General features: G+C 63.9%; 24 protein-coding genes and 1 tRNA gene. 12 read left to right on the forward strand and 13 right to left on the reverse strand.

The window, feature by feature from the left end:
- Nucleotides 1-82: 82 nt before the first annotated feature.
- Nucleotides 83-421 carry a P-II family nitrogen regulator gene (locus IVB36_RS27330; RefSeq protein ID WP_007598647.1) on the reverse strand — a complete coding sequence of 113 codons (339 nt, stop codon included), beginning with the start codon at nt 419-421 and terminating at the stop codon, nt 83-85.
- A gap of 238 nt (nt 422-659) precedes the next feature.
- Between IVB36_RS27330 and IVB36_RS27335 the strand changes: the two genes are divergently transcribed.
- On the forward strand, nt 660-1,550 hold the full coding sequence (locus IVB36_RS27335; protein WP_018459667.1) for a DUF4339 domain-containing protein: 891 nt from the start codon (nt 660-662) through the stop codon (nt 1,548-1,550).
- A gap of 40 nt (nt 1,551-1,590) precedes the next feature.
- Here IVB36_RS27335 and tesB read toward each other — a convergent pair whose 3' ends face one another.
- A complete protein-coding gene (gene tesB, locus IVB36_RS27340) occupies nt 1,591-2,454 on the reverse strand; it encodes an acyl-CoA thioesterase II (RefSeq protein ID WP_018459668.1) in 864 nt (287 codons plus the stop codon).
- 139 nt (nt 2,455-2,593) lie between these two features.
- Between tesB and IVB36_RS27345 the strand changes: the two genes are divergently transcribed.
- A complete protein-coding gene (locus tag IVB36_RS27345) occupies nt 2,594-3,814 on the forward strand; it encodes a ubiquinone biosynthesis hydroxylase (protein ID WP_018459669.1) in 1,221 nt (406 codons plus the stop codon).
- Between the two features lie 118 nt (nt 3,815-3,932).
- On the opposite strand, the gene IVB36_RS27350 is transcribed toward IVB36_RS27345, so the two are convergent.
- Nucleotides 3,933-4,130 carry a Trm112 family protein gene (locus IVB36_RS27350; protein WP_018459670.1) on the reverse strand — a complete coding sequence of 66 codons (198 nt, stop codon included), beginning with the start codon at nt 4,128-4,130 and terminating at the stop codon, nt 3,933-3,935.
- Nucleotides 4,131-4,191: 61 nt separating this feature from the next.
- Nucleotides 4,192-4,722: a TetR/AcrR family transcriptional regulator gene (locus tag IVB36_RS27355; protein ID WP_247295815.1), complete on the reverse strand. Its 531-nt coding sequence runs from the start codon at nt 4,720-4,722 to the stop codon at nt 4,192-4,194.
- Nucleotides 4,723-4,828: 106 nt separating this feature from the next.
- Between IVB36_RS27355 and IVB36_RS27360 the strand changes: the two genes are divergently transcribed.
- The 4 genes from IVB36_RS27360 (at nt 4,829) to IVB36_RS27375 (ending at nt 9,113) form a co-directional block, all read left to right on the forward strand.
- Entirely contained in the window at nt 4,829-5,179 is a 351-nt protein-coding gene (locus tag IVB36_RS27360) for a hypothetical protein (protein ID WP_018459672.1), read from the forward strand.
- Between the two features lie 221 nt (nt 5,180-5,400).
- Nucleotides 5,401-5,679, forward strand: a complete 279-nt coding sequence (locus IVB36_RS27365) for a PepSY domain-containing protein (RefSeq protein WP_007598654.1) — start codon at nt 5,401-5,403, stop codon at nt 5,677-5,679.
- A 47-nt stretch (nt 5,680-5,726) separates the two neighbouring features.
- Complete coding sequence (locus tag IVB36_RS27370; RefSeq protein WP_018459674.1) at nt 5,727-6,320, forward strand: cytochrome b/b6 domain-containing protein; 594 nt, start codon at nt 5,727-5,729, stop codon at nt 6,318-6,320.
- Between the two features lie 291 nt (nt 6,321-6,611).
- Nucleotides 6,612-9,113, forward strand: a complete 2,502-nt coding sequence (locus tag IVB36_RS27375) for an EAL domain-containing protein (RefSeq protein WP_018459675.1) — start codon at nt 6,612-6,614, stop codon at nt 9,111-9,113.
- Between the two features lie 12 nt (nt 9,114-9,125).
- Here IVB36_RS27375 and IVB36_RS27380 read toward each other — a convergent pair whose 3' ends face one another.
- Both IVB36_RS27380 and trxA read right to left on the reverse strand, forming a co-directional pair.
- Entirely contained in the window at nt 9,126-9,803 is a 678-nt protein-coding gene (locus IVB36_RS27380; protein ID WP_247393720.1) for an LON peptidase substrate-binding domain-containing protein, read from the reverse strand.
- A 31-nt stretch (nt 9,804-9,834) separates the two neighbouring features.
- On the reverse strand, nt 9,835-10,758 hold the full coding sequence (trxA, locus tag IVB36_RS27385; protein WP_247393723.1) for a thioredoxin: 924 nt from the start codon (nt 10,756-10,758) through the stop codon (nt 9,835-9,837).
- A gap of 276 nt (nt 10,759-11,034) precedes the next feature.
- On the opposite strand from trxA, the gene IVB36_RS27390 reads away from it, so the two are divergent.
- The 4 genes from IVB36_RS27390 (at nt 11,035) to IVB36_RS27405 (ending at nt 14,601) form a co-directional block, all read left to right on the forward strand.
- Nucleotides 11,035-11,109: transfer RNA gene (locus IVB36_RS27390), tRNA-Gly, on the forward strand.
- A gap of 75 nt (nt 11,110-11,184) precedes the next feature.
- Nucleotides 11,185-12,171 (forward strand): NAD(P)-dependent oxidoreductase, encoded by a 987-nt coding sequence (locus tag IVB36_RS27395; protein ID WP_018459677.1) that lies wholly within the window; start codon nt 11,185-11,187, stop codon nt 12,169-12,171.
- Between the two features lie 339 nt (nt 12,172-12,510).
- A complete protein-coding gene (locus IVB36_RS27400; protein ID WP_085349220.1) occupies nt 12,511-13,791 on the forward strand; it encodes a PQQ-dependent sugar dehydrogenase in 1,281 nt (426 codons plus the stop codon).
- A 216-nt stretch (nt 13,792-14,007) separates the two neighbouring features.
- Nucleotides 14,008-14,601 (forward strand): c-type cytochrome, encoded by a 594-nt coding sequence (locus tag IVB36_RS27405; RefSeq protein ID WP_018459679.1) that lies wholly within the window; start codon nt 14,008-14,010, stop codon nt 14,599-14,601.
- A 12-nt stretch (nt 14,602-14,613) separates the two neighbouring features.
- On the opposite strand, the gene panE is transcribed toward IVB36_RS27405, so the two are convergent.
- The 4 genes from panE to IVB36_RS27425 all read right to left on the reverse strand — a co-directional run bounded on the left by panE (nt 14,614) and on the right by IVB36_RS27425 (nt 18,460).
- Nucleotides 14,614-15,537 (reverse strand): 2-dehydropantoate 2-reductase, encoded by a 924-nt coding sequence (gene panE / locus IVB36_RS27410; protein ID WP_247393726.1) that lies wholly within the window; start codon nt 15,535-15,537, stop codon nt 14,614-14,616.
- Nucleotides 15,538-15,723: 186 nt separating this feature from the next.
- Nucleotides 15,724-16,338, reverse strand: a complete 615-nt coding sequence (locus tag IVB36_RS27415; RefSeq protein WP_018459681.1) for a 2-hydroxychromene-2-carboxylate isomerase — start codon at nt 16,336-16,338, stop codon at nt 15,724-15,726.
- Nucleotides 16,339-16,427: 89 nt separating this feature from the next.
- Nucleotides 16,428-17,777, reverse strand: a complete 1,350-nt coding sequence (locus tag IVB36_RS27420) for an MATE family efflux transporter (protein WP_026233859.1) — start codon at nt 17,775-17,777, stop codon at nt 16,428-16,430.
- A gap of 86 nt (nt 17,778-17,863) precedes the next feature.
- Nucleotides 17,864-18,460, reverse strand: coding sequence for a DUF2239 family protein (locus IVB36_RS27425; protein WP_018459683.1), 597 nt, complete (start codon nt 18,458-18,460; stop codon nt 17,864-17,866).
- 151 nt (nt 18,461-18,611) lie between these two features.
- Here IVB36_RS27425 and IVB36_RS27430 point away from each other — a divergent pair, with 151 nt between their 5' ends.
- Nucleotides 18,612-19,277: a glutathione S-transferase gene (locus IVB36_RS27430; RefSeq protein WP_018459684.1), complete on the forward strand. Its 666-nt coding sequence runs from the start codon at nt 18,612-18,614 to the stop codon at nt 19,275-19,277.
- Nucleotides 19,278-19,287: 10 nt separating this feature from the next.
- Here IVB36_RS27430 and IVB36_RS27435 read toward each other — a convergent pair whose 3' ends face one another.
- Both IVB36_RS27435 and ggt read right to left on the reverse strand, forming a co-directional pair.
- Nucleotides 19,288-20,583 carry an MFS transporter gene (locus tag IVB36_RS27435; protein WP_018459685.1) on the reverse strand — a complete coding sequence of 432 codons (1,296 nt, stop codon included), beginning with the start codon at nt 20,581-20,583 and terminating at the stop codon, nt 19,288-19,290.
- Between the two features lie 111 nt (nt 20,584-20,694).
- Nucleotides 20,695-22,446, reverse strand: coding sequence for a gamma-glutamyltransferase (gene ggt, locus IVB36_RS27440; RefSeq protein WP_018459686.1), 1,752 nt, complete (start codon nt 22,444-22,446; stop codon nt 20,695-20,697).
- A gap of 99 nt (nt 22,447-22,545) precedes the next feature.
- Between ggt and IVB36_RS27445 the strand changes: the two genes are divergently transcribed.
- Nucleotides 22,546-23,934, forward strand: coding sequence for an MFS transporter (locus IVB36_RS27445; protein WP_018459687.1), 1,389 nt, complete (start codon nt 22,546-22,548; stop codon nt 23,932-23,934).
- Between the two features lie 163 nt (nt 23,935-24,097).
- On the opposite strand, the gene purH is transcribed toward IVB36_RS27445, so the two are convergent.
- Nucleotides 24,098-25,690, reverse strand: coding sequence for a bifunctional phosphoribosylaminoimidazolecarboxamide formyltransferase/IMP cyclohydrolase (gene purH / locus IVB36_RS27450; RefSeq protein WP_018459688.1), 1,593 nt, complete (start codon nt 25,688-25,690; stop codon nt 24,098-24,100).

Consider the following 25,690-nt stretch of genomic DNA (forward strand, 5'->3'; position numbering starts at 1 on the left):
GTTGCCCGGTGCGATCGAAGAAGAGCGTTGTCGAGCGAAGCGGTTACCGGTTCGCGAAAAGAAAACGCGTCAAAGCAAAAATCTAGAGCGCGTCGCTGTCGGTCTCGCCGGTGCGAATGCGGGTCGCGTGATCGATCGGCGTGACGAAGATCTTGCCGTCGCCGATCTGGCCGGTGCGCGCGGTCGCGGTGATGACCGCGACGGCCTTCTCGGCGATATCGGAGGCAACCGCGATCTCGATCCGCAGCTTCGGCAGGAAATTCACGACATATTCGGCGCCGCGATAGATCTCGGTGTGGCCCTTTTGGCGGCCATAGCCCTTCACTTCGGTCACGGTCATGCCGTGGACGCCGATCGCCGTCAGGGCCTGACGGACCTCATCGAGCTTGAAGGGTTTGATGATCGCGACGACGAGTTTCATGGTCAGGCCTATTCCCCGGGATGCGCCGCGCCGTATGTCCCCGGCGCAGCGTCAATCTGGCATCTTTCCGGGCAAATGGCATAAAAAACTTGCAGATTGAAGCGGAAAATCGTTGGGCCATGTGAACGGCCGCCTCTGTACAGGGCAGCCGTTCATCCTCCACAATGCGTTTTTGGCATGGATGCGATGAACCCAAGCGTCGCGGCCGGTACAAAACTATGTTCGAGGGGGACGCTTCATGGCGAGTTGGTTCTACGCATCCGAGGGCAAGCAGCAGGGGCCCTATCCGGAAGGGCAATTCCGTGACCTCGTCGCCCAGGGAGTCGTGCGTCCGGATACGCTGGTGTGGTCGGACGGCATGGCCGGCTGGCAGAAGGCGGCCGAAATCCCCGGCCTGATCGGCGGGGGCGGTGCGCCCCCGATGATGCCGGCTGGCGGCCCGCCGATGATGGGCTCCGGGGGCTACGGCGGCGGTGGCGCCGGAGGATCGCTGGCGGTCGATTTCGGCATCCTCGAGTTCACCTGGCGCAGCATCGTGATGCTGATCGGCATGTGCTTCATCATCCCGGTGCCGTGGGTGTTCGTCTGGTACACGAAATGGATCGTGTCCTGCGTGAAGGTCCCCGGGCGGCCCAATCTCAGCTTCACCGGCAATGCGATGGCGCTGGTGCCCTGGTATTTCGGCTTCATCGTTCTGGCGGTCGTGATCGGCTACATCGGCGTTCCCTTGCTGAGCAATTTGCTGTTCATCGCCCAGCTCGTTCTGTACTGGCTCCTGATCAAATGGATGGTCGCGAATCTCGCCTCCAATGGGCAGCCGCTCGGCCTGAGCTTCACCGGCACGGTTTGGGCCTATGTCGGCTGGAGCCTGCTGTTCGCGATTTCCATCATCACCATCATCGGCTGGGCCTGGGTCGCCGCGGCTCAGATGCGCTGGTTCTGCCGCAGCATCGAAGGCACGCGGCGCGAGATCGTGTTCAACGGCAGCGGTCTCGGGATTCTCTGGCGGGGCATCGTGGCCGCATTCCTGTGCGGCTTCATCATCCCGATCCCGTGGGTCTATCGCTGGATCATGAACTGGTTCGCGTCGGAGACGGTTCTGGCTCCGCGGGGATCGCTCCGGGCCTGACCTCGAAAGGCACAAGCGCGATCGATCGTGCTTGTGCCTCTTAGGCTCTCCGTTCGCGCACCGAGCCTTCCTGCGCGACGGAGGCCACCAGCGTGCCGTCAGGCTTGAAGATCGAGCCGCGGGTCAAGCCGCGGCCGCTTCGCGCGCTCGGCGAATCCTGTGCGTAGAGCAGCCATTCGTCGGCGCGGAACGGGCGGTGAAACCACATCGCGTGGTCGAGGCTCGCGGGCATCATGCGCTTGTCGAACAGGGTGCGGCCGTAGCGCGCCATAATCGCATCGAGCAGCGAGAAGTCCGACGCATAGGCCAGCGCGCACATGTGCAGCGCCGGATCGTCCGGCAGCGTTGCCGCGGTCTTGATCCAGACATGGATGCGGCCGTCCTCGATCCTCTCACCGAAATAACGGCCGAGCTCGACCGGGCGCAGCTCGATCGGACGGTCGGATTCATAATAGCGGCGGATGAACTCCGGCATCTCCTTGAACATCGGCTGCTTCGCGACTTCCTCCGCCGTCAGCTTTTCCGGCGGCGGCACGTCGGGCATCTTGTCCTGATGATCGAACGCGCTCTCTTCCTCCGCGTGGAACGACACCATGATCGAGAAGATCGCGTTGCCATGCTGGATCGCGGTGACGCGTCGCGTCGAGTAGCTCTTGCCGTCGCGCAGGCGCTCGACCTGATAGATGATCGGGATCTGCGGATCGCCCGGCAGGATGAAATAGCAATGCAGCGAATGCGGCAGCCTGCCCTCGACGGTGCGGCACGCTGCAACCATCGCCTGTCCGATCACCTGGCCGCCGAACACCCGCTGCCAGCTGGTCTTCGGACTGTTGCCGCGGAACAGATTCACCTCGAGTTGTTCGAGGTCGAGGATCGAGATGAGGTCGATCAGGCTCTTGGACATGGATTTCAGCTTTCGCCTTGCCGCCCCGGGGTTCGCTGCTCCGGATCGACACAATGGGGGCTATCCGCCCTTGTTTCACCGCACTGTTTCGCCCACCTCAAGTCTGCTAGCAAGGCCAGGATTTAGCCGGGAATTGGGTATGTCGGTACAGGGTAGCATTGTCATCGGTGGCGGCGCGTTTGCGGGCCTGGCGCTGGCCCTGGCGCTGCGCCAGGGGCTCGGCCCCGAGATCCCCGTCATCGTCGCCGACCCCGCGCTCTCCACACGTCCGAGCCGGGACCCGCGCGCGACCGCGATCGTGGCCGCCTGCCGCCGCCTGTTCGAGGCGATCGGCGCCTGGGACGACGTCAGGGGCGAGGCGCAGCCGATCCTCGACATGATTGTCACCGATTCCAAGCTGGAAGACGCCACCCGTCCGGCGTTCCTCAACTTTGCCGGCGACGTCGCGCCGGGTGAGCCCTTCGCGCATATGGTCGAGAACCGCCGCCTCATTGATGCGCTGGTGGTGCGCGCCGAGGCCGAGGGCATCGATCTCCGCGCGACCACAGTGTCGTCTTACGACGCGCGGGCCGAAGGTATCGACGTGACGCTCGGTGATGGCAGCGTGATTGCAGCGAGCCTCCTGGTTGCGGCCGACGGTGCGAAGTCGAAACTGCGCGAGCGCGCCGGCATCGCCACCCACGGCTGGGAATATGATCAATCCGGCATCGTCGTCACTGTCGGCCATGAGCGCGATCACGAAGGCCGCGCCGAAGAGCATTTTCTGCCGGCGGGTCCGTTTGCTATCCTGCCGCTTTCGGGCAAGCGCTCCTCGCTGGTATGGACCGAGCGCCGCAGCGAAGCCGCGCGTATCGTTGCGTTGAGCGATGGGGAATTTCACGGCGAGCTCGAGCAGCGCTTCGGCCTGCATCTCGGCGAGGTGAAGGCGCTCGACAAGCCGCGCGCGTTTCCGCTGTCCTATTTCGTCGCACGCTCCTTCATTGCCCAGCGCCTCGCGCTGGTCGGCGATTCCGCCCACGTCATCCACCCAATCGCGGGCCAGGGTCTCAACATGGGGCTGAAGGACGTCGCCGCGCTGGCCGAGGTCGTGGTCGATGCCGCGCGGCTCGGCATGGATATCGGCGGCGTCGACGTGCTCGAACGTTATCAGCGCTGGCGCCGCTTCGACACCATGGCCATGGGCGTTGCCACCAACTCGCTGAACTTCCTGTTCTCCAACCAGTCCACCTTGCTGCGCACCGTCCGCGACATCGGCCTCGGCCTCGTCGATCGCGCCCCGCCGCTGAAGAATCTTTTTATCCGCCAAGCCGCGGGTTTGACCGGTGAGATACCGCGGCTGTTGAAGGGCGAGGCGCTGTAGGATTTTCGGTAGCCCGGATGGAGCGCAGCGTATTCCGGGGCCGCTGCGTCATACGAGGAACCCCGGATTTCGCTGCGCTCCATCCGGGCTACAAGTCTCTCATCGGGCCACAAGTCCCTCAATCGATCTTGCGGGCCTCTTCCGGCAGCATGATCGGGATGCCATCGCGGATCGGATAGGCGAGCTTGGCGCTGCGCGAAATCAGCTCCTGCTTTGCAGCATCGAACTCCAGCGGACCCTTGGTCAGCGGGCAGACCAGAATCTCCAGCAATTTGGGATCGACGCTGGCTTCGGGGCGTTCGGTGGGCGCGTTCATGGGGGTCTCCGACGGTCGGTTGCCTCTAGCATAAAAAATCGTAGCAGCCCATCGCGTCGCCTCAAGCGGCAACCATCCGCAGAATCTCGTCGAGCAGGCCCTCAAGCCGCGCGGCCGGCGCTGGCGGGCCCGACAGGGCGAAGCCGAGAAACGTCCAGTACAGGATTTGCGCGCGGGCTCGCGCTGTCGCCGCCTCGAACCCGCGCTTCCTCAGCAGCTCCTCGATATAGTCGAGCCTGCGCCGGTCGATGGCACGCACCGCCGTTTGTGCCGCCGCATCGAAGGCCGTCCAGTTCCGCACCGCGCGCTCGAGGTCGAGCCGCGCGCCAAAAGTCCTGCGCAGCAGCGCTTTCAGCGGCTCGTCGCTGTCCGCCTCGACATCGGCGATGATCTGCTCGGCCGCGATCTCGCGCCAGCGCTTCAAGAGAGCAGCATGGAATGCGCCGAGATCGGCGAAATGCCAATAGAAGCTGCCGCGCGAGACCCCCATGGCTTTTGCCAGCGGATCGGCCTTCAGCGCGGTGAAGCCGTCTCGCGCGAGCGCCTTCAGTCCCTGTTTGATCCAGTCGTCGGCGGTCAGCTGTTCGGCCATGTCGGGTTCCGGATGCAAACATACACTAGTGTATTGACAGCCGGCAGGCCAGCGCCTATCCCACCATACATAACTGTATGGACCATATTTGCAGGGAGCTTTGACGATGCGTGATCTCTTGCTCCAGTGCGCCGGGGTCTTGACCATTGCCGTGGCCCTCATTCATGGCATTCTCGGCGAGACCAAGGTCTTTGCCCGCGCCCGCATCGAGCCGGAGCGGCTCCGCACCCTGATCCGCCTGGTCTGGCAGGCCTCGACCGTCGCCTGGATCGGCGGCGGTGTGCTCCTGATCGCGGCGCCCTGGATGCAATCGGAGCCAGCGCGTCACTGGATCGTCGTCACCATGGCCGGTGTGTTCGGCTTCTCCGCTCTCGCCAACGCATGGGCCACAAGCGGCCGGCATTTTGGATGGATGGCGCTCACCGCCGTCGTCGTCATGGCGGTTGCTGGCTACTGAGCTTGCGCGTCGGGATCAGCCTGCTGTCAAACCGTGAGACGTAAGGCCGCAGTGTCGTCTCAAATGCGCGCTGCATACGGAGAGCGCTGAACTTTTTCGGATCGTTAGAATAACTCTAAAGCGAACTGGCCGCGAACCGCATTGACTTCATCATGTGCTTTGCTTCCTTCGGTCCCGCTTCGCCTGCCGGCGCAGCGCCCACGACAGAAGAGGAGACGTTCGTGAAGGTTATTCGTGTTGTTGCCGTTGCATTGACGATCGGGATTGGCATGGGATCGGCAGCCTTGGCCGATGGTTTCAAGGACTGCACCAAGCTCGACAAGGCGTCGTGGAAGCCGGCGAGCGACGCCGAAGCCAAGGCCAAGGCGCTCGGCTACGAGGTGCGGCGCTCCAAGATCGAAGGCTCGTGCTACGAGGTCTACGGCGTCAAGGAAGGCAAGCTTTACGAGCTGTTCTACAGCCCAGAAGATCTCAGCCTGAAGCACACGATTGCGAAGTAGACCGCGCGAAGTGTCTGCGCAATGCTACGCCTGAGGGTGGTCCTCGCTTGATCGAAGAAACGGTGCCGCACGCTCGCGGGGGGTCCGACCGGACCCCCGCGGATCGAACCGCCGCGCGGACAGTCGCGGTCTGGGACCTCCCGCTGCGGCTCTGGCACTGGGCGCTCGCGGCTTGCGTTCTGGCCGCGTGGTTCACGCCGACCGTCTATGACCGACTTCACCGCATCGTCGGTTATGCCGTACTCGGCCTTCTTGCGTTCCGTCTGGTCTGGGGTTTTTGGGGAAGCCGCTATTCGCGCTTTCGCATGGTCGGCGTCAGGCTTCGGGCCGCGCCGGGTTATCTCTGGAATCTGCGCCGCGGCATCACCGGCCGCTATATCGGTCTCAATCCAGCCGGCACGTTGATGCTGGTGGCGCTGCTGGTCTCGCTGGCGGTCTCGACGATCACGGGCGCGATGTCGGTGACCGTGACCTTTTTCGGTGTCTGGTGGGTCGAGGACACTCACCATTATTCATCCGACGCGGTCATCGTCCTGATCGTGCTGCACGTCTTGGGCGTGCTGATGATGGGGCGTCTTCAGCGCGAGAATCTGATCAGCGCGATGATCACTGGACGTAAGCGCATCCGTCATCACCTCTAGAGCACTATTGGTTCTGATTGTGTCAGAACCGAAGCTTCGGTTCGGCGCGTCTCCTCCCCCGCCAATCGGTGTCGCCTTCCTCCGCTCCAGGCCTCGCTGCCGGTTCCAGAGTGCTCTCGGTTGGCTCTACGACCGGTGGCGCGCATTGTCCTGCGCGGGCGCCCGCCAGATTTCAAATTGCACTGACCACGTTAAGCAACCAATAAGCATGCAATCAGGCGTTGCACAAAATTAACGCGAAGGCGGATTAGCACGGACACTATCGGCAATATCCTCGATGGAGCGGCTGGGATGTTTCGGGTTTTCGCTTGCCTTGCCGTCGAGCACGATTGGCGGCTTGTCCTGCTCGCCGGTCTGGTCTGCTTGCTCGCGAGTAGCGTCGCGGTCAGTATCTTTCATCGTGCGATCGTGGCGCCCGCAAGAACGCGGTTGATCTGGATCGGGATTGCCGGCGCTGCCATCGGATATGGGATCTGGGCAACGCATTTCGTCGCGATGCTCGCCTACGAACCCGGCGTTACGACCGGTTACGGCATCGTACTGACGGCGCTTTCGCTTGCTACGGCAATGCTGTTGACGTCGGGCGGCTTCGGCATTGCGGCCGGCTATTCCGGCCGGTGGCGCGCCGCGGCAGGCGGTGTCGTCATTGGCGGCGGCATCGCCAGCATGCACTATCTCGGAATGTGGGCACTTGAAGTGCCGGGCCGCGTCACCTGGTCGCTGGATCTGGTGTTTGCCTCGGTCATTCTGGGCATGTGCCTCGGCTGTGCCGCCCTCGTTGTTGCAGTCAGGTACAAGAACTCCTGGGGCGCACTGTTGGCGGCAGTCCTGCTGACCCTTGCTATCGTCTCGCATCACTTCACGGCGATGGGTGCCGTGCAGATCGTTCCAGATCCGACGCGTTCAACCGACAGTCTGTCGCTTTCGCCGACTTTCCTCGCTCTCGCCATCGCCGGCGTGGCACTATCTGTACTTGGGATGAGCCTGATCGGCGTACTCGCCGACCGCCGCCTGGCAAGTAGAACCAGCAAATTCGAGGAGATCATCAGCCAGCTTTCGATCGCCCGGCAGCAGCTCGAAGGCTCGCAGAGAGAGTTGCAGGATCAGACGCTCAGGCTGGACACCGCGATCAACCACATGGTTGAGGGCCTTTGCATGTTTGACGCCAAGAAGCGGCTTGTCGTCTGCAACGAGCGCTACGCCCGACTCTATCGGCTGCCGCCGGAACTGCTGCGGACGGGGACGTCGCACACCGACATCATCAGGCATCGCATCGTGAACGGAATCCTCAAGGGCGATCTCAGCGAGGGGGCTGCCGAGCAATTCATCTCGAAGCTGGCCGCGCTGCCGTTCGATGCGGTCTCAAGCAGGATCGACGAGTTTGCCGACGGTCGGTTGATCTGCGTGACGCGGCAGCCAATGGCCGGTGGCGGATGGGTTGCCACACATCTCGATGTGACCGAGCAGCGCCGGTCTGAGGCCAAAATCACTCATATGGCGCAACATGACGCGTTGACCGATCTGCCCAACCGCGTGCTGCTCAGGGAGCGGATGGAGCATGCCATCGCAGTTACTCGCAACGGTGGCGTCGACTTGGCCGTGCTCATGCTCGACCTCGACCGCTTCAAGGAAGTCAACGACACGCTTGGACATCCGGCGGGGGATTCCCTGCTCCGCGCCGTCGCCGCGCGCCTGCGCGAATGCACCACCGAAACCGCGTTGATCGCTCGACTGGGCGGCGACGAGTTCGCAGTGATCGATTACGTCACCAATCCAGCCGTGGAGGCTGCCGGCCTGGCCGAGAGCATCGGAAGGGCGCTTTGCGAGCCCTTCGATCTCGGCGATCACCGGGTCACGGTCGGCACCAGCATCGGAATCGCCATCGCGCCGCGCGATGGCAGCGATTCCGACGTGATCATGAAGAGCGCGGATCTCGCCCTCTACTCCGCCAAAAGTGGCGGACGTGGCGCATACCGCTTCTTCGAGCCGGAACTCGACGAGCTCATGCACGCGCGACGCAACCTGGAGCACGATATGCGGGATGCCCTTGCCGATCGTCAGTTCGAGCTCCACTATCAGCCGTTCGTCAGCGCCGCTACCGGCGAGACCCGCGGCTTCGAGGCCCTGCTCCGCTGGCATCACCCACAGCGAGGACTGGTCACGCCGAGCGAATTCATCCCGCTTGCGGAGGAGACAGGCCTTATCGTGCCGCTGGGAGAATGGGTCTTGCGGACCGCCTGTGCGGAAGCCGCCAATTGGCCTGCGCATGTCAGGATCGCTATCAACCTATCTCCCGCTCAATTCAGGAGCAAGGAACTCGTTGCTGTCATTGTCGGCGCGCTGGCGAGTTCGGGAGTGGCGCCACACAGGCTCGAGCTCGAGGTCACCGAGACGGTGATCATGCACGATAGCGAGGCTGCTTTCGCGGTGCTCGGACAATTGCGCGAGCTTGGCGTGCGAGTTGCCCTGGACGATTTCGGCACCGGCTATTCGTCTCTGAGCTTTCTGCAGAGATTCCCGTTCGACAAAATCAAGATCGACCGCAGTTTCGTCAGCGAACTATCCAGCCCGAGCGCAGAGGCGCACCATCTTGCGCGGGCAGTGGTTCGTTTTGCTGTCAGCCTCGGCAAGATAACGACCGCCGAAGGCGTCGAAACGAAAGAGCAGCTGGACATCCTCCGTGAGGAAGGCTGCGTCGAAACACAAGGCTACTATTTCAGCCGGCCGATGCCTGCATCCAGCATCACCAGCATGCTGCGGCGAGGTGCCGAAGCGGCCTACCACGCTGCATGAGCATTCCTACCCTCACTGCAGCGGCGGATCGCCGCTGGTGCGCTTCTTCGCGAGGTCCATCTCGGTCACCGCGATCAAAATTTCGGCGCGGGTCTTCAGGTCGGGCGCTTCCAGCATCGCCTGCTTCTCGGCCACGCCATAGGGCGACATCATCGCCAGCGCGTTGACGAGTGCTTCGTTGGGAGCGGTCTCGACGCCCTCCCAGTCAACCTTGAGGTTGTTGGCCTTCAGAAAGTCCGCCAGCACCGTCAGCAGTGCTTCGCGATCGACCTCCTCCTCGCCCATGCGCGGCGTGAAGTCGTCGACGAAGGCAAAGAAATCCACCTTGCACTGCCGGTAGGCGGTGAGAACCTCAAGCTCCTCGACGACCTTGAAGCGCGAGACACCGGTGAGCTCGAGGATGTAGCGGCCGTCGCCGGATTCCGCGAGCTGGGTGATGCGGCCGACACAGCCGACACGGAACAGCGCCGGCTTGTCGGAATTCTTGGGCGAATGCGCGATGTCGGGCTGGATCATGCCGATCAAGCGATGGCCGTCGCGAAAGGCATCGTCGATCATCGCGAGGTAGCGCGGCTCGAAGATGTTGAGCGGCATCTGCCCGCGCGGCAGCAGCAGCGCGCCCGGCAGCGGAAACACCGGAAGGATCTCCGGAAGGTCGGCCGGCCCGCGATATTCGACGTTGATCGGCATCTGCCGGGTCCCCTGGCCTTGCCAGCGCGCGTCAGGAAAACAGGATGATCGACAAGCGCTTGCGTCCCTCGACGGTTGCATCGTCCGTGCCGCCCCAGGCCTCGAAGAACTGTACCAGCTGCTTGCGGGCGCCGTCGTCGTTCCATTTGCGGTCGCGCTTGACGATCGCGAGCAGCTGCTCGGTGGCCGCTGCCCGGTTGCCTTGCGCGTTGAGCGCGATCGCGAGGTCGAATCGGGCCTGATGATCGAGCGGGTTTGCGGCGACTTTCTGTTCCAGCTCGGCGACGGGCCCGAGCTGTTCCGCCTGCTCGGCCAGATCGATCGCGGTCTGCACGGCTTTCACAGCCGGGTCGTTGCGCTTGGATTCCGGGACCATGGCGAGCGTCTGCTTGGCCTGCTCCATCGCGCCGGAGACGGCGTAGCATTTCGCGAGCCCGGCGAGGGCCGCAATGTTGGTCGATTCGAGCTGCAACACCTCCGCGTAGATCTGGGCGGCCGCGGCGGCATCGCCCTCTGCGAGCACGGCCTCGGCTTCCTGGAGGATCTCCGCGATTTTCGGCTCACCCGGCGCGGTCACGCCCTTGGTCAGCTTCTCGATGAAGGCGTTGAGCTGGCTCTCCGGGACCGCACCCATGAAGCCGTCGGCCGGCTGGCCGTTGACGAAGGCGATCACCGCCGGAATCGACTGGATGCCCATCTGGCCCGGGATCGCCGGGTGCTGGTCGATGTTCATCTTGACCAGCTTGACCTTGCCCTCGGCGGCCTTGACCGCTTTTTCCAGCAAGGGCGTGAGCTGCTTGCAGGGGCCACACCACTCCGCCCAGAAGTCGATCAGCACCGGCTGGCGCTTCGATTCCTCGATGACGTCCTTCACGAAGGTCTGGGTAGTCGTGTCCTTGATCAGATCGGCGGCAGCCGGGCCCGCTGCTCCGTTACCCTGGTCGATGATCGTCACGGGATCCCCTCGTCTGATGTCTGGAATTGGCGGGTCTTTAGCACGTCGCCAATTCATATGCTTCGCTGTTGGCCCTAAATTGGGCCGGGACGGCCGAATTTCAATCCGTGTGGGCCGATTCGCCGGTTCCGGAGCCTTTTTTGGGGCATTTGGCCGCGTTCGGGTCCATATCGGGCCTCCGATTGCGCATCTATGCCGCCGGTAGCTGTTGCATTCCCCTCCCGCTTTTGGCATACGACAGCCGTTGCCGGCGCAGTCATGCGACCGACACAGGATGCGGGTGTAGCTCAGTGGTAGAGCACGACCTTGCCAAGGTCGGGGTCGAGGGTTCGAGCCCCTTCGCCCGCTCCAATTTTCTCCCAAAGCATCCAGTGAGCCGGATGGGCACGTGGTTTTCCACGCCTCTGGCGGCCGTTTGGGTCTCGAATGACAATTCTGGTCACAGGCAGCGCGGGCCATCTCGGCGAGGGTCTTCTCCGCACGCTCCGCGGGCGCGATTCGTCTGTGCGTGGGATCGACCTGAAGCCATCGCCCTTCACCGATGCCGTGGGCTCGATCGTCGATTCCGACTTCGTCCGGGCCCAGATGGACGGCGTCACCGCGGTGATCCACACCGCGACCCTGCACAAGCCGCATGTGGCGACCCACAGCAAGCAAGACTTTGTCGACACCAACGTCACCGGCACGCTCAACCTGCTTGAAGCGGCCGTGGCCGCCGGCGTGCGCAGTTTTGTCTTCACCAGTACCACCAGCGCGTTTGGCTCGCAGCTTCGCCCCGAGGCGGGCCAAGCCGCGGTGTGGGTCACCGAGGACCTGCCGCCGATTCCGAAGAACATCTACGGCACGACCAAGCTGATGGCCGAAAATCTCTGCGAGCTGTTCTGTCGCGAGCGCGGCCTGCCTGTCGTGGTCTTGAGGACCTCGCGCTTCTTCCTGGAAGACGATGACGATCCGGCGATGCGGTCGGCTTACGCGCCGGAGAATGCGCAGGCCAACGAGCTGCTCTATCGCCGGCTGGATATCGCGGACGCGGTGAGCGCCCATCTGCTCGCCGCCGAGCGCGCGCCGGACATCGGGTTTGCCCGCTACATCCTGTCGGCCACGAGCCCGTTCGAGCAGCGCCATCTCGCCGCACTGGCGCGCGACGCGGCCGGTGTGGTGCACGAGCTCTGTCCGGATTGTGCGGAGCTCTATGCGGCGCGAGACTGGCGGCTGTTCCCCGCGATTGACCGCGTCTATGTCAACGAGCGCGCGCGGCACGAACTCGGCTGGCGGCCCGAATTCGACTTTGCGCATGTCCTGAAATGCCTTCGCGATGACCGCGATTTTCGCAGCACGCTGGCGCGCGATGTCGGGTCGAAAGGCTATCATGAGACGATTTTCGACGATGGTCCTTACCCCGTCGCCCCGTAGCCGCCACCTTTGCTAATTCGCTCGATTCGTCAGATGTCTACCCGGAGTCACCGGCGTTTTCGCTTTTTTTGTTCCAGACCTCCTGCTGCCTGCAAATTAGCCGCGCATGATCTCGATTCTGCGCTGCAGCGAGAGCGTTGTCGTCGCGGCATTCGCGATCATTGCCTTTCCGTCTCAATTTTTACTGAGCGCTATCGCAGCGCACGCGGCGCGCTTCTCACCGCTCGCAGATGTGCTAACCTTCTGCGTCTGTCCTCTCGACAGAGTCCGAACTTCGCCTCTCGATAGCAAATTAAAATAAATGTGCAGCCCTGATGGCTGCCTTAGGGGAGTGACGCGATGAAATTCCATCGATCCGTCTTTCAATCCGTCCTGGCGCTTGCAGCGGTTGCCCTTCTCGCGGGGACAAGCGTCGGTCACGCGCAGCAGCAGGACAAGAACAAGCCGCTGAAGAAATACGAATCCGGCACCAAGGAGTTCTGGACCCATCCGCCGGACGACTGGTTTCTCGGCGACGAGACCGAGGCGCAGAAGGGCCTGGCGCCGCCGTCGGGTCCGCCCACCGGCGCGTCCGACGCCGAGCTCGCCAATATCGTCAAGAAGGTCAAGCTGCCGCCGGGCTTCAAGATGGAGGTCTACGCCTCCGGCGTGCTGGCCGCGCGGCAGATGGCCTGGGGTGACAAGGGCACGCTGTTCGTCGGCTCATTCGGCCTCGGCAACGTCTATGCGATTAAGGACAACAACGGAAAGAAAGAGGTCAAGACGATCCTCAAGGGCCTGAACATGCCCACGGGTCTGGCCGTCAAGGACGGTGCCCTCTACGTCATCGCGGTCGACAAGCTGATCCGCTACGACGACATCGAAAACAAGCTCGACAATCCCGGCGAGGGCAAGGTCGTCTATGACGACATGCCGTCCTATGCCGCGCATGGCTGGAAATACATCGCGGTCGACAAGGAAGGCTGGTTCTACATTCCGTTCGGACCGCCCTTCAACATCGGCATTCCCCCGACCAGCGTGTCGCAGATCCGCCGGGTCGATCCCAAGACCGGCAATGCGGAAATCTATGCGCTCGGCGTTCGCAACTCGGTCGGGGGCGACGTCGATCCGCGCACCGGCAAGTTCTGGTTCACCGAGAATGCCCGCGACTGGATCAGCGACGATCTGCCCTCAGACAAGCTGAACATGATCAGCAAGATCGGCGAGCACTTCGGTTATCCCTACTGTCACCAGGGTGATCTGCCGGATACCAAGTTCGCGATGGGCCACAAATGCTCCGAGTTCACGCCGCCCGTGCTGAACCTCGGCGCTCACGTCGCTCCGCTGGGCATGAAGTTCTATACCGGCGACCAATTCCCGGCCGAGTACAAGAACAACATCTTGATCGCCGAGCACGGCTCCTGGAATCGTCACAAGTACCAGGGCGGCCGCATCATGCGCGTGATCGTCGGTCCCGACGGCAAGAACGCCAAGCAGGAGGTGTTCGCCTCCGGCTGGATCGAGGGCGACCAAGGCTATCTCGGCCGTCCCGACGACATCATTCTCGCCAAGGACGGCTCGATCCTGGTCGCCGACGACTGGGCCGGCGCGATCTACCGCATCAGCTACAGCAAGAAGTAGCGTAAGACGACGCGAGGCTGCGGTGCCGAGAGGGCGCCGCAGCCTTTCTCATTTCAATTTCGCACGCTGTCGTTTCCGATCGCGCACCGCTTGCGCGCAAGTCCGGAACCCTTGGCCACGAACGCGGGTTATCGAATTCTCAGATGCGTCATTGCGCATCATAGCTCGCGCTTCTTCGCCCCGGAATGACGCGTTCGATAGATCGGAATTCCAATCATGCGCCGGCAGTTCATCTCGCACGCAATCAGCGCGGTCGCGCTCCTCGCGCTCGGTTCTCTCCCCACGAGCGCCGCCGACAATGCCGCGATCAAGGAGAAGGCCGCCGTCTGCGCCGGCTGTCACGGCGAGAACGGCATCTCGCAGACCGAGAACATTCCTTCGCTCGCGGGCCAGCCCGATCAATTTCTGCAATGGCAGCTCGTGTTTTTCCGCGCCGGCTCGCGCAAGAACGACCAGATGCAACCCATCGCCGAGGAAATCACCAACGAGGACGTCCGCAATCTCGGCGCCTATTTCGCCGCGCTGACGCCGCCCACAGCGGCGGAGGACAAGGATCCGGACCTGTCGAAAAAGGGCGCCCAAGTTGCCGCCGGCCGCCGCTGCGCCTCATGTCATACGGATAGCTTTGCCGGCACCAAGGCCGTCGCGCGGCTGGCGGGCCAGCGCGAGGAATACCTGGTCAAGGCGCTGCACGACTACAAGAGCAGCCAGCGCGTCGGCGGCGGTGGCGCTGCGATGGCCGATGTCGCCTATCACATGAGCGATGAGGAAATCACCGCCGTCTCGCACTATCTCGCGTATTTCAAATAGCGGAAGCTGCGGCTACCCCACCCGCTGCTTCTCATACGCTTTCAAATGCGTGTAGGCGATGCGCAGCTTCGGCACCGGCACCTTGGCGGCATCGGCGCGAGCGATGAGGTCGCCGATGACGTGATCGGCCTCGACCGGCAGGCCCGCCTTGACGTCGCGGAACATCGAGGCCGTCATCGGTGAACCCTCGGTGGTGAGGTTGCCCTTCACGCGCTCGAAGAACGGCCCGCCCGGCGTGTAGCCCGACGCGGTGGCGATCGCGCTGGTCTCGTCCAGCATGCCGAGCAGGAAATCCCTGCCGCCGGGAGCGGCGAGAATATTGCCGACGGAGGTGCGCATCAGGCTGGTGGACGCGGCCAGCGAGGACAGGAACACCCACTTTTCCCACATGTCTTGCATGATGTTCTGGCTGGCGGTGGCCCCAGCGATGCCGCTCTTGAAGGCCTCGTCGATCGCCTTGACGCGATCCGACAGCTCGCCGTCGCGCTCGCCGTAATTGATCGACTGCATCGGCTGGAGCTGCACCACCTCGCGCTTCTCGTTGAGCGTCGCGGCGATGGCGCAGAGGCCACCGAGCACGCGCTCCTTGCCGAACTTGTCGTCGAGGATATCGAGATGCTTCATGCCGTTGAGCATCGGGATGATCGCCCTATTGGGCCCGACTGCTGCCGCGAACGACTTGATGGCGTCGTCGAGGTCGAAGGCCTTGCAGCTCAGCAGCACGACGTCGAACTTGTCCTTGAGCGCGTCGGCCTGAATGGTCGGCGGATTTTTCAAGGTCACGTCGCCGTTCGGGCTTTTGATGACGAGGCCGGCGCTCGCGAGCTCGCTGGCGCGCCGCGGCCGGACCAGGAAGGTGACGTCGCGGCCGGCCTGCAACAGCCTGCCACCAAAATAGCCGCCGATGGCGCCAGCGCCGACCACGAGGATACGCATGGGATTGTCCTTGTTGTTGGTTCTTTTTCGTCGTCTTGGCGAAAGCCAGGACCCATTACCCCGACTGCCTCTTGTCGGACAAGTCGGAGCCCCCGCCTATCGCCAAACGCGATCCGGTGGTTATGGGTCCTGGCTTTCGCCAAGATGACGTCGAGGACATTGTTCGGTTTCCCTGCTTCGAGAAAATCACTTCCCCGACACCATCTCCTCGACCTCGCGCAACTGCTCCTTGCCGAAGAACATCTCGTTGCCGACGAAGAAGGTCGGCGAGCCGAACGCGCCCCGCGCGACAGCTTCCTCGGTGTTCTTGATCAGTCTGCCCTTCACCTCCGGTTCCCCGGCGCGAGCGAACAGCTTTTGCGCGTCGAGGCCGGAGGACGCCAGCGCCTTCGCGGCGATTTCCGGATCGTCCATCTTCTTCGGCTCGCCCCACATGTGATGGAAGGCGGCTTCGACATATGCTTCGAACACGCCCTCGAGCTGCGCCGCGATCGCTGCGCGCATCAGGTTCAGCGTGTTGACGGGGAAGAACGGATTCATGACATAGGGCTGCACCTGGAAGCGCTTGACGAAGCGCTCGGTCTCGACCGCGTGGAATTCGCGCTTGTTCTTGATGCCGGCAAGCGTCTCGGCGGGGGACTTGTTGTTGGTCGATTTGAAGATGCCGCCGAGCAGGATCGGCACATATTCGAATTTGACGCCGATGCGCTGCTCGATGGCGGGGATCGCGAGATGGCTGAGATAGGCGTTCGGACTGCCGAAATCGAACAGGAATTGCGGGGCTGTGCGGGTCAAAATCATGCTCCCTGACGTCGCTTTTTTCGCATTGTGGCGCAGCGCGCGCCGCGGGTCTACCGTTTAATGGCGGTCATAATCTCTTGATGATTTGGTCAGGTCAGGCGCCGGATCGTCCGCTTGCGCCACACCAGAAGGTAATAGCCCATCTGCAAAAGGAACATGGCGCAGAACACGATCGGATAGGCGGCCCACACACCCTGAAGGCCAATCGTGCGGCTCAGGATCACTGCGGATGGCAGCTCGATCGCCATAATGGCGAAGACCGCGAGCAGCATTGGCGTCAGTGCCACGCCGGCAGCGCGCATCGCGCCGGAAAATACCGTCGCCAGGCCGAACGGCACCGAGCTCCACAGTGCGATGTTGAGCAAGCTCTTCGCCAGCTCGAGCACGGTGTCATCAGTGATGAAGATGCCGAGCACGGCGCGCGGCGCGAGATAGATCAGCGCCACCAGTCCGCCCGTCAGGACGATGTTGAACGCAAGTCCGGTGCGCACGATGCCGTCGAGCCCCGCTCTGTCGCCGCGGCCGACCGCTTGGGCGCCGAGGATGGAGACTGCTATCGAAATCGACATCGCCGTGAACTGCGTGTAGCCCATCACCTGGTTGACCGCGCCATAGGCTGCGGTGGCGTTCGAGCCGAAGCCGTTGACGAGGCCGAGCAGCACCAGCTCGGCGATCGCCATCACCACCATGCCGATCGCGCTCGGCAGTCCAATGCCGAGGATCTGTCCCAGCACCACACGATTGAGCCGCAGATGGCGCAGCAGTGCAGCGTCCGGTGCCAAGGCATGTTTTCTCCGCAGCAGATAGGCCGCCAGCGCGACCAGCGTCAGCGCGTTGGCGATCGCTGCCGCCCAGGCCGGGCTGGTGATGCCGGCCGCCGGCAATCCGAACGACCCGCGGATCAGCATCGGCGTCAGGATCAAGCCGATCGCGGTCGACAAGGCCAGCGCCAGCAAAGGCGTCAGCGCGTCACCGACGCCGCGGATCATCGCCGTCATCAGCAGGAAGACGAAGCCGAGCGGCATGGTGAGCAGCATGATGCGGGCATAGGCGCTAGCCTGGTCGAGAATGTCTGCGGGCGTTGCGAGCATCATCATCAATTGCCGGCTGAAGATGCCGCCGATCAGTGCAATTGCAATCGAGAGCAGCAGGCCGATTGCGAGCGTCGTGCCGACGATGAGCTTGATCCGGCCCTGCTCGCCCGCACCATAGGCCTGGCCGATCAGCACCGTGGCGCCGGTGCTCAGCCCCATGACGAAGGCGAAAAGGAAGAACATCACCGGAAAGAACACCGAGACCGATGCAAGCGCGTCGATCCCGATCATCTGGCCGAGATAGACGTTGCTGACGGTGCCGAACAGTGATTGCAGCGCGTTGCTCAGCATCAACGGCGCGAGGAAGCGCAGAAAACTTTTCCAGAGCGGCTTGGCTGCGGACATGGATTGGCCTTTCAGGGCCTGCGAAACCGTCGCCACGCGCAATGCGCGTGGCCTGGCCGTCGATGGGGTTGTGAGAAGGCGCGCACCTAAGCGCGGTCGCTGTAGGCGAGCTTGACAATGTGGTCGCGGATGTCGGCGGGCCAATCTGCGATCAGTCCGGTGAAACGCCGCCGGTCATCCGCAAACAGCGCGCGCGATGCTTCCTCGAACTGCGGCAGATTGCCGGCCATGGTCGACATGAAGTGATAGGCCGCATCGCGCGCCTGCCGCTCGCGGTCCTTGTCGCCGCTGGCACGCCGCGCCTCTTCGACAAGTTTCCGTAGTGCGACCGAGGCGCCGCCTGCTTGCGCGCTGAGCCACTCCCAGTGCCGCGGCAGCAGCGTCACCTCGCGCGCGACCACGCCGAGCTTCGGCCGGCCGCGACCGCGCGGCTCGCTCGGCGATGCGGTGTCCTCAACCGGGGGCGGCACAAGCTTCGCCAGCCGCGCCAGCACCTCCCGGTCTCCGCCGCGCAGATCGAAGTCGATCGATCTGCCCGTGGCGTCCTCGAAGATGATGATGGGCTCGTCCGGCCGCTCCGTCATCCTCTTGATGACCAGCGCGACCTCTCCTGCTGGCCCGGAGACCAGACGGCGATGCCCTTGGAAAGCGGTGAAAGTCTTCTGCATTGGAATCATTGCCATATTGGTCGCGATGGCAGCTTTAATACCCGGGTAAATTGCTAAGGTCAATATACCCGGGTTAAAATACTCGACCGGATGGCTCGACATTGCGTTCCCGGGCTGGCACGAACGCGCGGCCGATCGAACCATGCCTAGCCCCGGGGACCACGCGATGCTGACCGTTCATCACCTCAACAATTCCCGCTCGCAGCGCGTGCTGTGGCTGCTCGAAGAGTTGGGCGTGCCTTACGAGATCGTGCGCTATCAGCGCCAGCCGGACATGCGCGCGCCGAAGGAGCTCCGCGCCATCCATCCACTCGGCAAGTCGCCCGTTATCACGGACAACGGCAACACCATCGCCGAATCCGGCGCGATCATCGAATATCTCATCGCCACCTATGGCAACGGCCGGCTGGTCCCGCCGCCGAACACGCCGGAGCGGCTGCGCTTCACCTACTGGCTGCACTATGCGGAAGGCTCGGCGATGCAGCCGCTGCTGCTCAAGCTGCTGTTCACGCTGATGCCGAAGCGCGCGCCGGCGTTGCTCCGCCCGCTGGTGCGCAAGGTCTCGAACCAGGCGCTTACTGCGCTGGTCAATCCGCAGCTGAAGCAGCACATGGACTATTGGGAAGGCGAGCTCGGCAAGAGCGAGTGGTTCGCCGGCAACGAGTTCACCGCCGCCGACATTCAGATGAGCTTTCCGCTTGAGGCAGCCCAGGCGCGCGGCGGGCTGGAGCTCGGCCATCCCAACGCGATGGCGTTCCTGGAGCGCATTCATGCACGGCCGGCGTACAGCCGCGCCCTCGAAAAGGGCGGGCCGTATCAGGTCGGTCGATAGTTAGCTTTCATCAGTCCGCGTGCAGCACGCGCCCGCGCGTCTCCGGGAGCGCGAAGGCGGCGATGAAGAACAGCGCGTAAGCCACCACCGCGAAGATGGCGATCGCATTCGCAAGCGACGTCGTCGCCGATAGCGCTCCGACCAGGAACGGAAACAGCGCGCCGATGCCGCGGCCGAAATTGTAGCAAAAGCCCTGGCCCGAGCCGCGCAGTCGCGTTGGATAAAGCTCGGTCAGGAACGCGCCGACGCCGGAGAAATAGCCCGAGGCGAAAAAGCCGAGCGGGAAGCCGAGCACCCACAGGACCTCGTTGGTGAGCGGCAGCTGCGTGTAGAGCAGCACAACCGCTATCGCGCCGATCGAGAAGGTCAGAAAGAGATTGCGCCGTCCGATCCGGTCGGCGAGCCACGCGCCGGTGAGATAGCCGATGAAGGAGCCGATGATCAGCGTCGAGAGATAGCCGGTCGAGCCGACGATCGACAGATGCCGCTCCTTGGTCAAGAACTGCGGCACCCAGAAGGTGACGGCGTAATAACCGCCCTGGCAGCCCGTGGCCATCAGCGACGCCAGGATCGTGGTCTTCAGGATCGGGCCCGAGAAAATCTCCCAGAGCGCCGGGCGATTGCCGCTCGCGGCCTGCTTGGCGCGGGCCTCAGCCGCGATCTCCGGCTCGGTCACCGAGCGGCGGATGTAGAACACCAGCAGCGCGGGCAACGCGCCGATCACGAACATCCAGCGCCACGCTGTCTCCGCCGGCAAAGCCGAGAACAGGATCGCCTGCGACAGCACCGCGAGGCCCCAGCCGACGGCCCAGCCCGACTGCACCGAGCCGACTGCACGCCCGCGATATTGCGGCCGGATCGCTTCACCCATCAGCACGGCGCCCGCCGCCCACTCCCCGCCGAAGCCGAGGCCCAGCACCGCGCGTGCGATCAGGAGCTGTTCGAAATTCTGCACGACCGCGCAGACCAGCGAGAAGAACGAGAACCAGATGATGGTGATCTGGAGCGTTCTGACCCGGCCGATATGGTCGGAGAGATAGCCGCCGAGCCAGCCGCCGATCGCGGAGGCCAGCAGCGTCACGGTGCCGGCGAGCCCGGCCGACCCCGCATCGACCTTCCACAGCGCGATGATGGTGCCGATCACCAGCGGATAGATCATGAAGTCCATGCCGTCGAGCGCCCAGCCTGCGGCGCACGCCCAGAACGTCCGCCGCTCCGGCGCGTTCATGTCGCGATAGAAGGCAAGAAGGCTGGTGTCCTCGATCTCGGCGCGTTCGATGCGCTGGTTCGGATCAACGGTGGTCATGCGCGATTCCCGACAGTGTTTTCTTTGGCAGTTTCTCTGGCCTGGCGGTGGTAGCACGCGCGGGGGCGCGCGCAAGCCGGCCGCCGGCCTTCGCGCCATGCAAGTACAGAGTTACTGCCCCGCTGCTTCCGCGCCCCGGGTGCGTGGATCGGGCGCGCCGAGCGGCCCGTTGGCGGTCACCGCGATCGAATTCGCCGATGTCTGCCCCATCGGCGTGACGATGAGATGATCCATCGCCTTCAGCTCGAGCAGCACATCATCGGGAAAGCCGCTCTCGACCCGGACCTCGTCGGGCAACCATTGGTGATGCAGCCGCGGCGCGGCCACGGCAGCCGCGACGTCCATCTTGTAATCGAGGACGTTGACGATCACCTGGAGCACGGCCGAGATGATGCGGCTGCCGCCCGGCGAGCCCGTCACCAGCACCGGCTTGCCGCCCTTCAGGACGATGGTCGGCGACATCGAGGACAGCGGCCGCTTGCCCGGCCCGGGCAAATTGGCCTCGAAGCCGACGAGGCCGTAGGCATTGGAAGCGCCGACCGCTGCGGTGAAATCGTCGAGCTCGTTGTTGAGCAGCACGCCGGTGCCGTCGGCGACGAGGCCGACGCCGTAGCTGAAGTTCAGCGTATAGGTGTTGCTGACCGCGTTGCCGCTGCCGTCGACGACGGAAAAATGCGTGGTGTTGCTGCCCTCATGCGGTGAGGTCGCAGTGGAAACGAGCTGTTCCGACGGCGTGGCGCGATCCGCGGAGATGGTTGCCCGCAGCTTGGCCGCATAGTCCTTGCCGGTGAGCGTCCCGATCGGCGCGTTGACGAAGGCGGGATCGCCGAGATAGCGCGCCCGGTCCGCATAGGCGCGCTTCATGGCCTCGATCAACAGATGCAGCGAGGCCGGCGATCCCTGCTTCAGATCGGCGAGCTGAAAACCTTCGAGAATATTGAGCGTCTCCACCAGCACCACGCCGCCCGACGACGGCAGCGGCATCGACACGATGTCATAGCCGCGATAGGTGCCGCGCACCGGCGCGCGGATCACCGCTTGATAGGATTTCAAATCCGCTGGCGTCATGATGCCGCCCGCATCAGTCACGGCCTTGGCGAGTTTTTCCGCGACCGGCCCTTCATAAAAACCGCGCGGGCCCTGTACGGCGACAGTCGACAGCGTTTCGGCGAGATCGCTCTGCACCAGCCTGTCGCCTTGGCTGAGCGGCGTGCCATCAGGCCGCGAGAATATCCGGGCCGAGGAGGGCCAGCGCACCAGCCGCTTGTGCCAGCCCGGCAGCGTGTCGGCAATGTCGTCGCCGACGAGGAAGCCGTCGCGGGCGAGCACGATCGCGGGCTCGAGCAGTTGCGCCAGCGTGAACCGGCCCGAGCCACATTTTTCCAGGGCGAGCGCAAGACCCGCGACGGTGCCGGGCACGCCGACGCCGAGCGCAGAATCCCGCGACTTCGCCGCATCGGGCTTGCCGTCGGCGCCGAGGAAAATCTGCGGCGTGGTCGCAGCCGGCGCGGTCTCGCGATAATCGATCGTGATGTCTTCGTTGCGCTCGGTGGAATGAATCACCATGAAGCCGCCGCCGCCGATATTGCCGGCCCGCGGATAGGTCACGGCCATCGCAAAGCCGGTCGCGACCGCGGCATCGACGGCATTGCCGCCGCGCCGCAGGATATCGGCGCCGACCTGCGCGGAGATTTTCTCCTGCGCTACTACCATGCCGTGTTCGGCGGGAACGGCGTGCACGGTGTCGAGCGCGGGCGGCACATAGGCCCGCCGCGCATCCTGCGCGGTCGCGGTCGGAAGTCCGAACGCCAGAGTGGCAAGGAAGGCGAAAAATGTCCGCCGTGTCGAAAAAGACGACATCATCAAACTTCCGCAATGGCCATGGGCAGTTCACATGCAGCGCTGCAATGCTATACGGTTTGCCCCGACAGAGGCAAAACTGTTCGTGATGAGGATTATGGAGTGACGACGATCGCCCGGGATGCGCGGATCGCCGGCGCGCAGCGGACCTATCCGCCGCGCAGCGCCGTCGTCAGCTGGATCTTCTTCGACTGGGCCGCGCAGCCTTATTTTACGCTGATCACGACCTTCGTGTTCGCGCCCTATTTCGCCACCGGCATTGCGCCGAATCCCGCCACCGGGCAATCGTTGTGGGGCTTTGCGATGGCTGCCGCGGGCCTCGCGATTGCCTTGATGTCGCCGGTGCTGGGGGCTATCGCCGATGCGTCGGGCCGCAGGAAGCCGTGGATCGCCGGATTCGGCGCAGTGCTGGTGCTGGCATCCTGCACGCTGTGGATCGGCAAGCCCGGCGATCCCTCGATCATTCCGCCGCTGCTCACCGCGGTCGCGCTCGCCAGCGTTGGCGCGGAATTCGCCACTCTCTTCAACAATGCGATGATGCCGACGCTGGTGCCGCCGGAGCGCATCGGGCGGCTCTCCGGCACCGGCTGGGCGACGGGGTATGTCGGCGGCATCGTCAGCCTGATCATCGTGCTCGGCCTGCTCGCCGCGAACCCCGAGACCGGTCGCACGCTGCTCGGTCTCACGCCTCTGTTCGGGCTCGATCCCGTCAGTCATCAGGGCGACCGCGCCGCCGGACCGTTGACCGGGCTTTGGTTCATCGTTTTCGTGACGCCGATGTTCCTGTTCACGCCGGACTATCCGGCGAAGCGTCCGGTGCGCGAGGCGCTGCACGAGGGGCTGTCGGAGCTGAAGCAATCGATCAAGGGGCTGCCGCAGCAGAAATCGCTTGCGGCGTTTCTACTCGCCAACATGATCTACACCGACGGTCTGGTGTCGCTGTTTGCCTTCGGCGGCATCTATGCCGCGGGTACGTTCGGCTGGCACACGATCCAGATCGGCACGTTTGGCATCATGCTCGCGATCGCCGGCGCGTTTGGCGCGTGGTTTGGTGGCAAGCTGGACGATCGCTTCGGGCCGAAGCGCGTGATCGCCGGCAGCATGCTGGTCCTGCTGCTGGCGCTGGCGGCGATCCTGCTGGTCGACAAGGATTCGATCCTCTTCATCAAGGTCGCGCCGCCCGCGCCCGGCGGCGGATTGTTCGCCGCCGCGTCAGAGCGCGCTTATCTGGTGCTGGGCTGCCTGATCGGTGCGGCCGGTGGTCCGCTGCAAGCGGCCTCACGTACGCTTCTGATCCGTCTCGCACCGAAGGACCGCATCGCGCAGTATTTCGGTCTGTTCGCACTGACGGGGAAAGTGACGTCCTTCATCGGCCCGCTGCTGATCGGCGTGATCACCGCGGTGACGGCGAGCCAGAAGGCCGGCATGGCCGTGCTGGTGGTGTTCTTCGTCGCGGGTCTGGCGCTGTTGATGCGGGTGCGGGAAAATTAGCGTCGTCCCGGCCTAGTGCGCAATTGCGCACGGGGACCGGGACCCATACCGCGTGATTGCTCGTTGCCGCGACACGGCCAGTACCGCACACCAAACTACTTCCTGGGCTATGGGTCCCGACCTTCGCCGGGACGACCCGTCGAGAGTTTAGTACACGACAGATCTAGTGCCTGAAGTGCCGCGTGCCGGTGAACACCATGGCGATGCCATGCTCGTCGGCGGCCTTGATCACTTCGTCGTCGCGCATGGAGCCGCCGGGCTGCACCACGGCGGTGGCGCCGGCCTCGATGCAGGCGAGCATGCCGTCGGCGAACGGGAAGAACGCATCCGACGCCACCACCGAGCCCTTGGTGAGCGGTTCGGCGAGCTTCAGCTCGGCGGCCGCATCCTGAGCCTTGCGTGCCGCGATCCGCGCTGAATCGACCCGGCTCATCTGGCCGGCGCCGATGCCGACGGTCGCGAGATCCTTGGCGTAGATGATGGTGTTGGACTTGACGTGTTTTGCGACACGGAAAGCAAACTTCAGGTCGCGCATCTCGGCATCAGTGGGCGCGCGCTTCGTGACAACCTTGAAGGTCATGTCGTCGACGACGGCGTTGTCGCGGCTCTGCACGAGGAGACCGCCCGCCACCGTCTTGGCGGTGAGGCCCGGCGCGCGCGGGTCGGGCAGGCTGCCGGCGAGCAGAAGCCGAAGGTTCTTGCGCGCGCCGATGATGGCGATCGCTTCCTCGCTAGCGTCAGGCGCGATGATCACCTCGGTGAAGATTTTCGTGATCTCGCGCGCGGTGTCAGCATCGAGTGCGCGGTTCATCGCGATGATGCCGCCGAACGCCGAGGTGGAATCGCAGGCCAGCGCCTTGCTGTAGGCGCCGACGAGGTCGGAGCCCTCCGCGACGCCGCAGGGATTGGCATGCTTGACGATGACGCAGGCTGCGGTGCGCTTGGCGTCGAACTCGCCGATGCATTCATAGGCCGCATCCGTGTCGTTGATGTTGTTGTAGGAGAGCTCCTTGCCCTGGAGCTGCCGCGCGGTCGAGACGCCCGGCCGCTTGTCGGGCGTCGCATAGAACGCCGCGGTCTGGTGCGGATTCTCGCCATAGCGCAGTGACTGGATCAGCCGGCCGCCGAAGGCACGGAAATCGGGCGCGTCGATCTCGAGCTGGCGATTGAACCAGTTCGAGATCGCGGCGTCATAGGCGGCAGTGCGCGCGTAAGCCTTGGCGGCAAGGCGCCGGCGCAACTTCAGCGTGGTTGCACCGCTGTTGGCGGCGAGCTCATCGAGCACGGCCTGATAGTCCTGCGCCTCGACCACGACGGCGACGTCGTCATGATTCTTCGCGGCGGCGCGGATCATCGCGGGGCCGCCGATGTCGATGTTCTCGATGCAATCCTCGAAGCCCGCGCCTTTGTCGACGGTCGCCTCGAACGGATAGAGATTGACGACGAGGAGATCGATCGGCGCGATCCCATGCGCCGTCATCGCATCCGCATGGTCCTTGTTGTCGCGGATCGCGAGCAGACCGCCGTGCACCTTCGGATGCAGCGTCTTCACGCGGCCATCCATCATCTCGGGGAAGCCGGTCAGCTCGGACACGTCCTTCACCTCGAGGCCGGCCGCGGCGATCGCCTTCGCGGTGCCGCCGGTCGAGATCAGCTCGACATCGTGCGCGGCAAGCGCCTTTGCGAAGTCGATCAGGCCGGTCTTGTCGGAAACGGAGAGAAGTGCGCGGGTGACGCGGCGGGGATGGTCAGTCAT

It is taken from the genome of Bradyrhizobium sp. 35, assembly GCF_023073215.1.
Lineage (GTDB): Bacteria > Pseudomonadota > Alphaproteobacteria > Rhizobiales > Xanthobacteraceae > Bradyrhizobium > Bradyrhizobium canariense_D.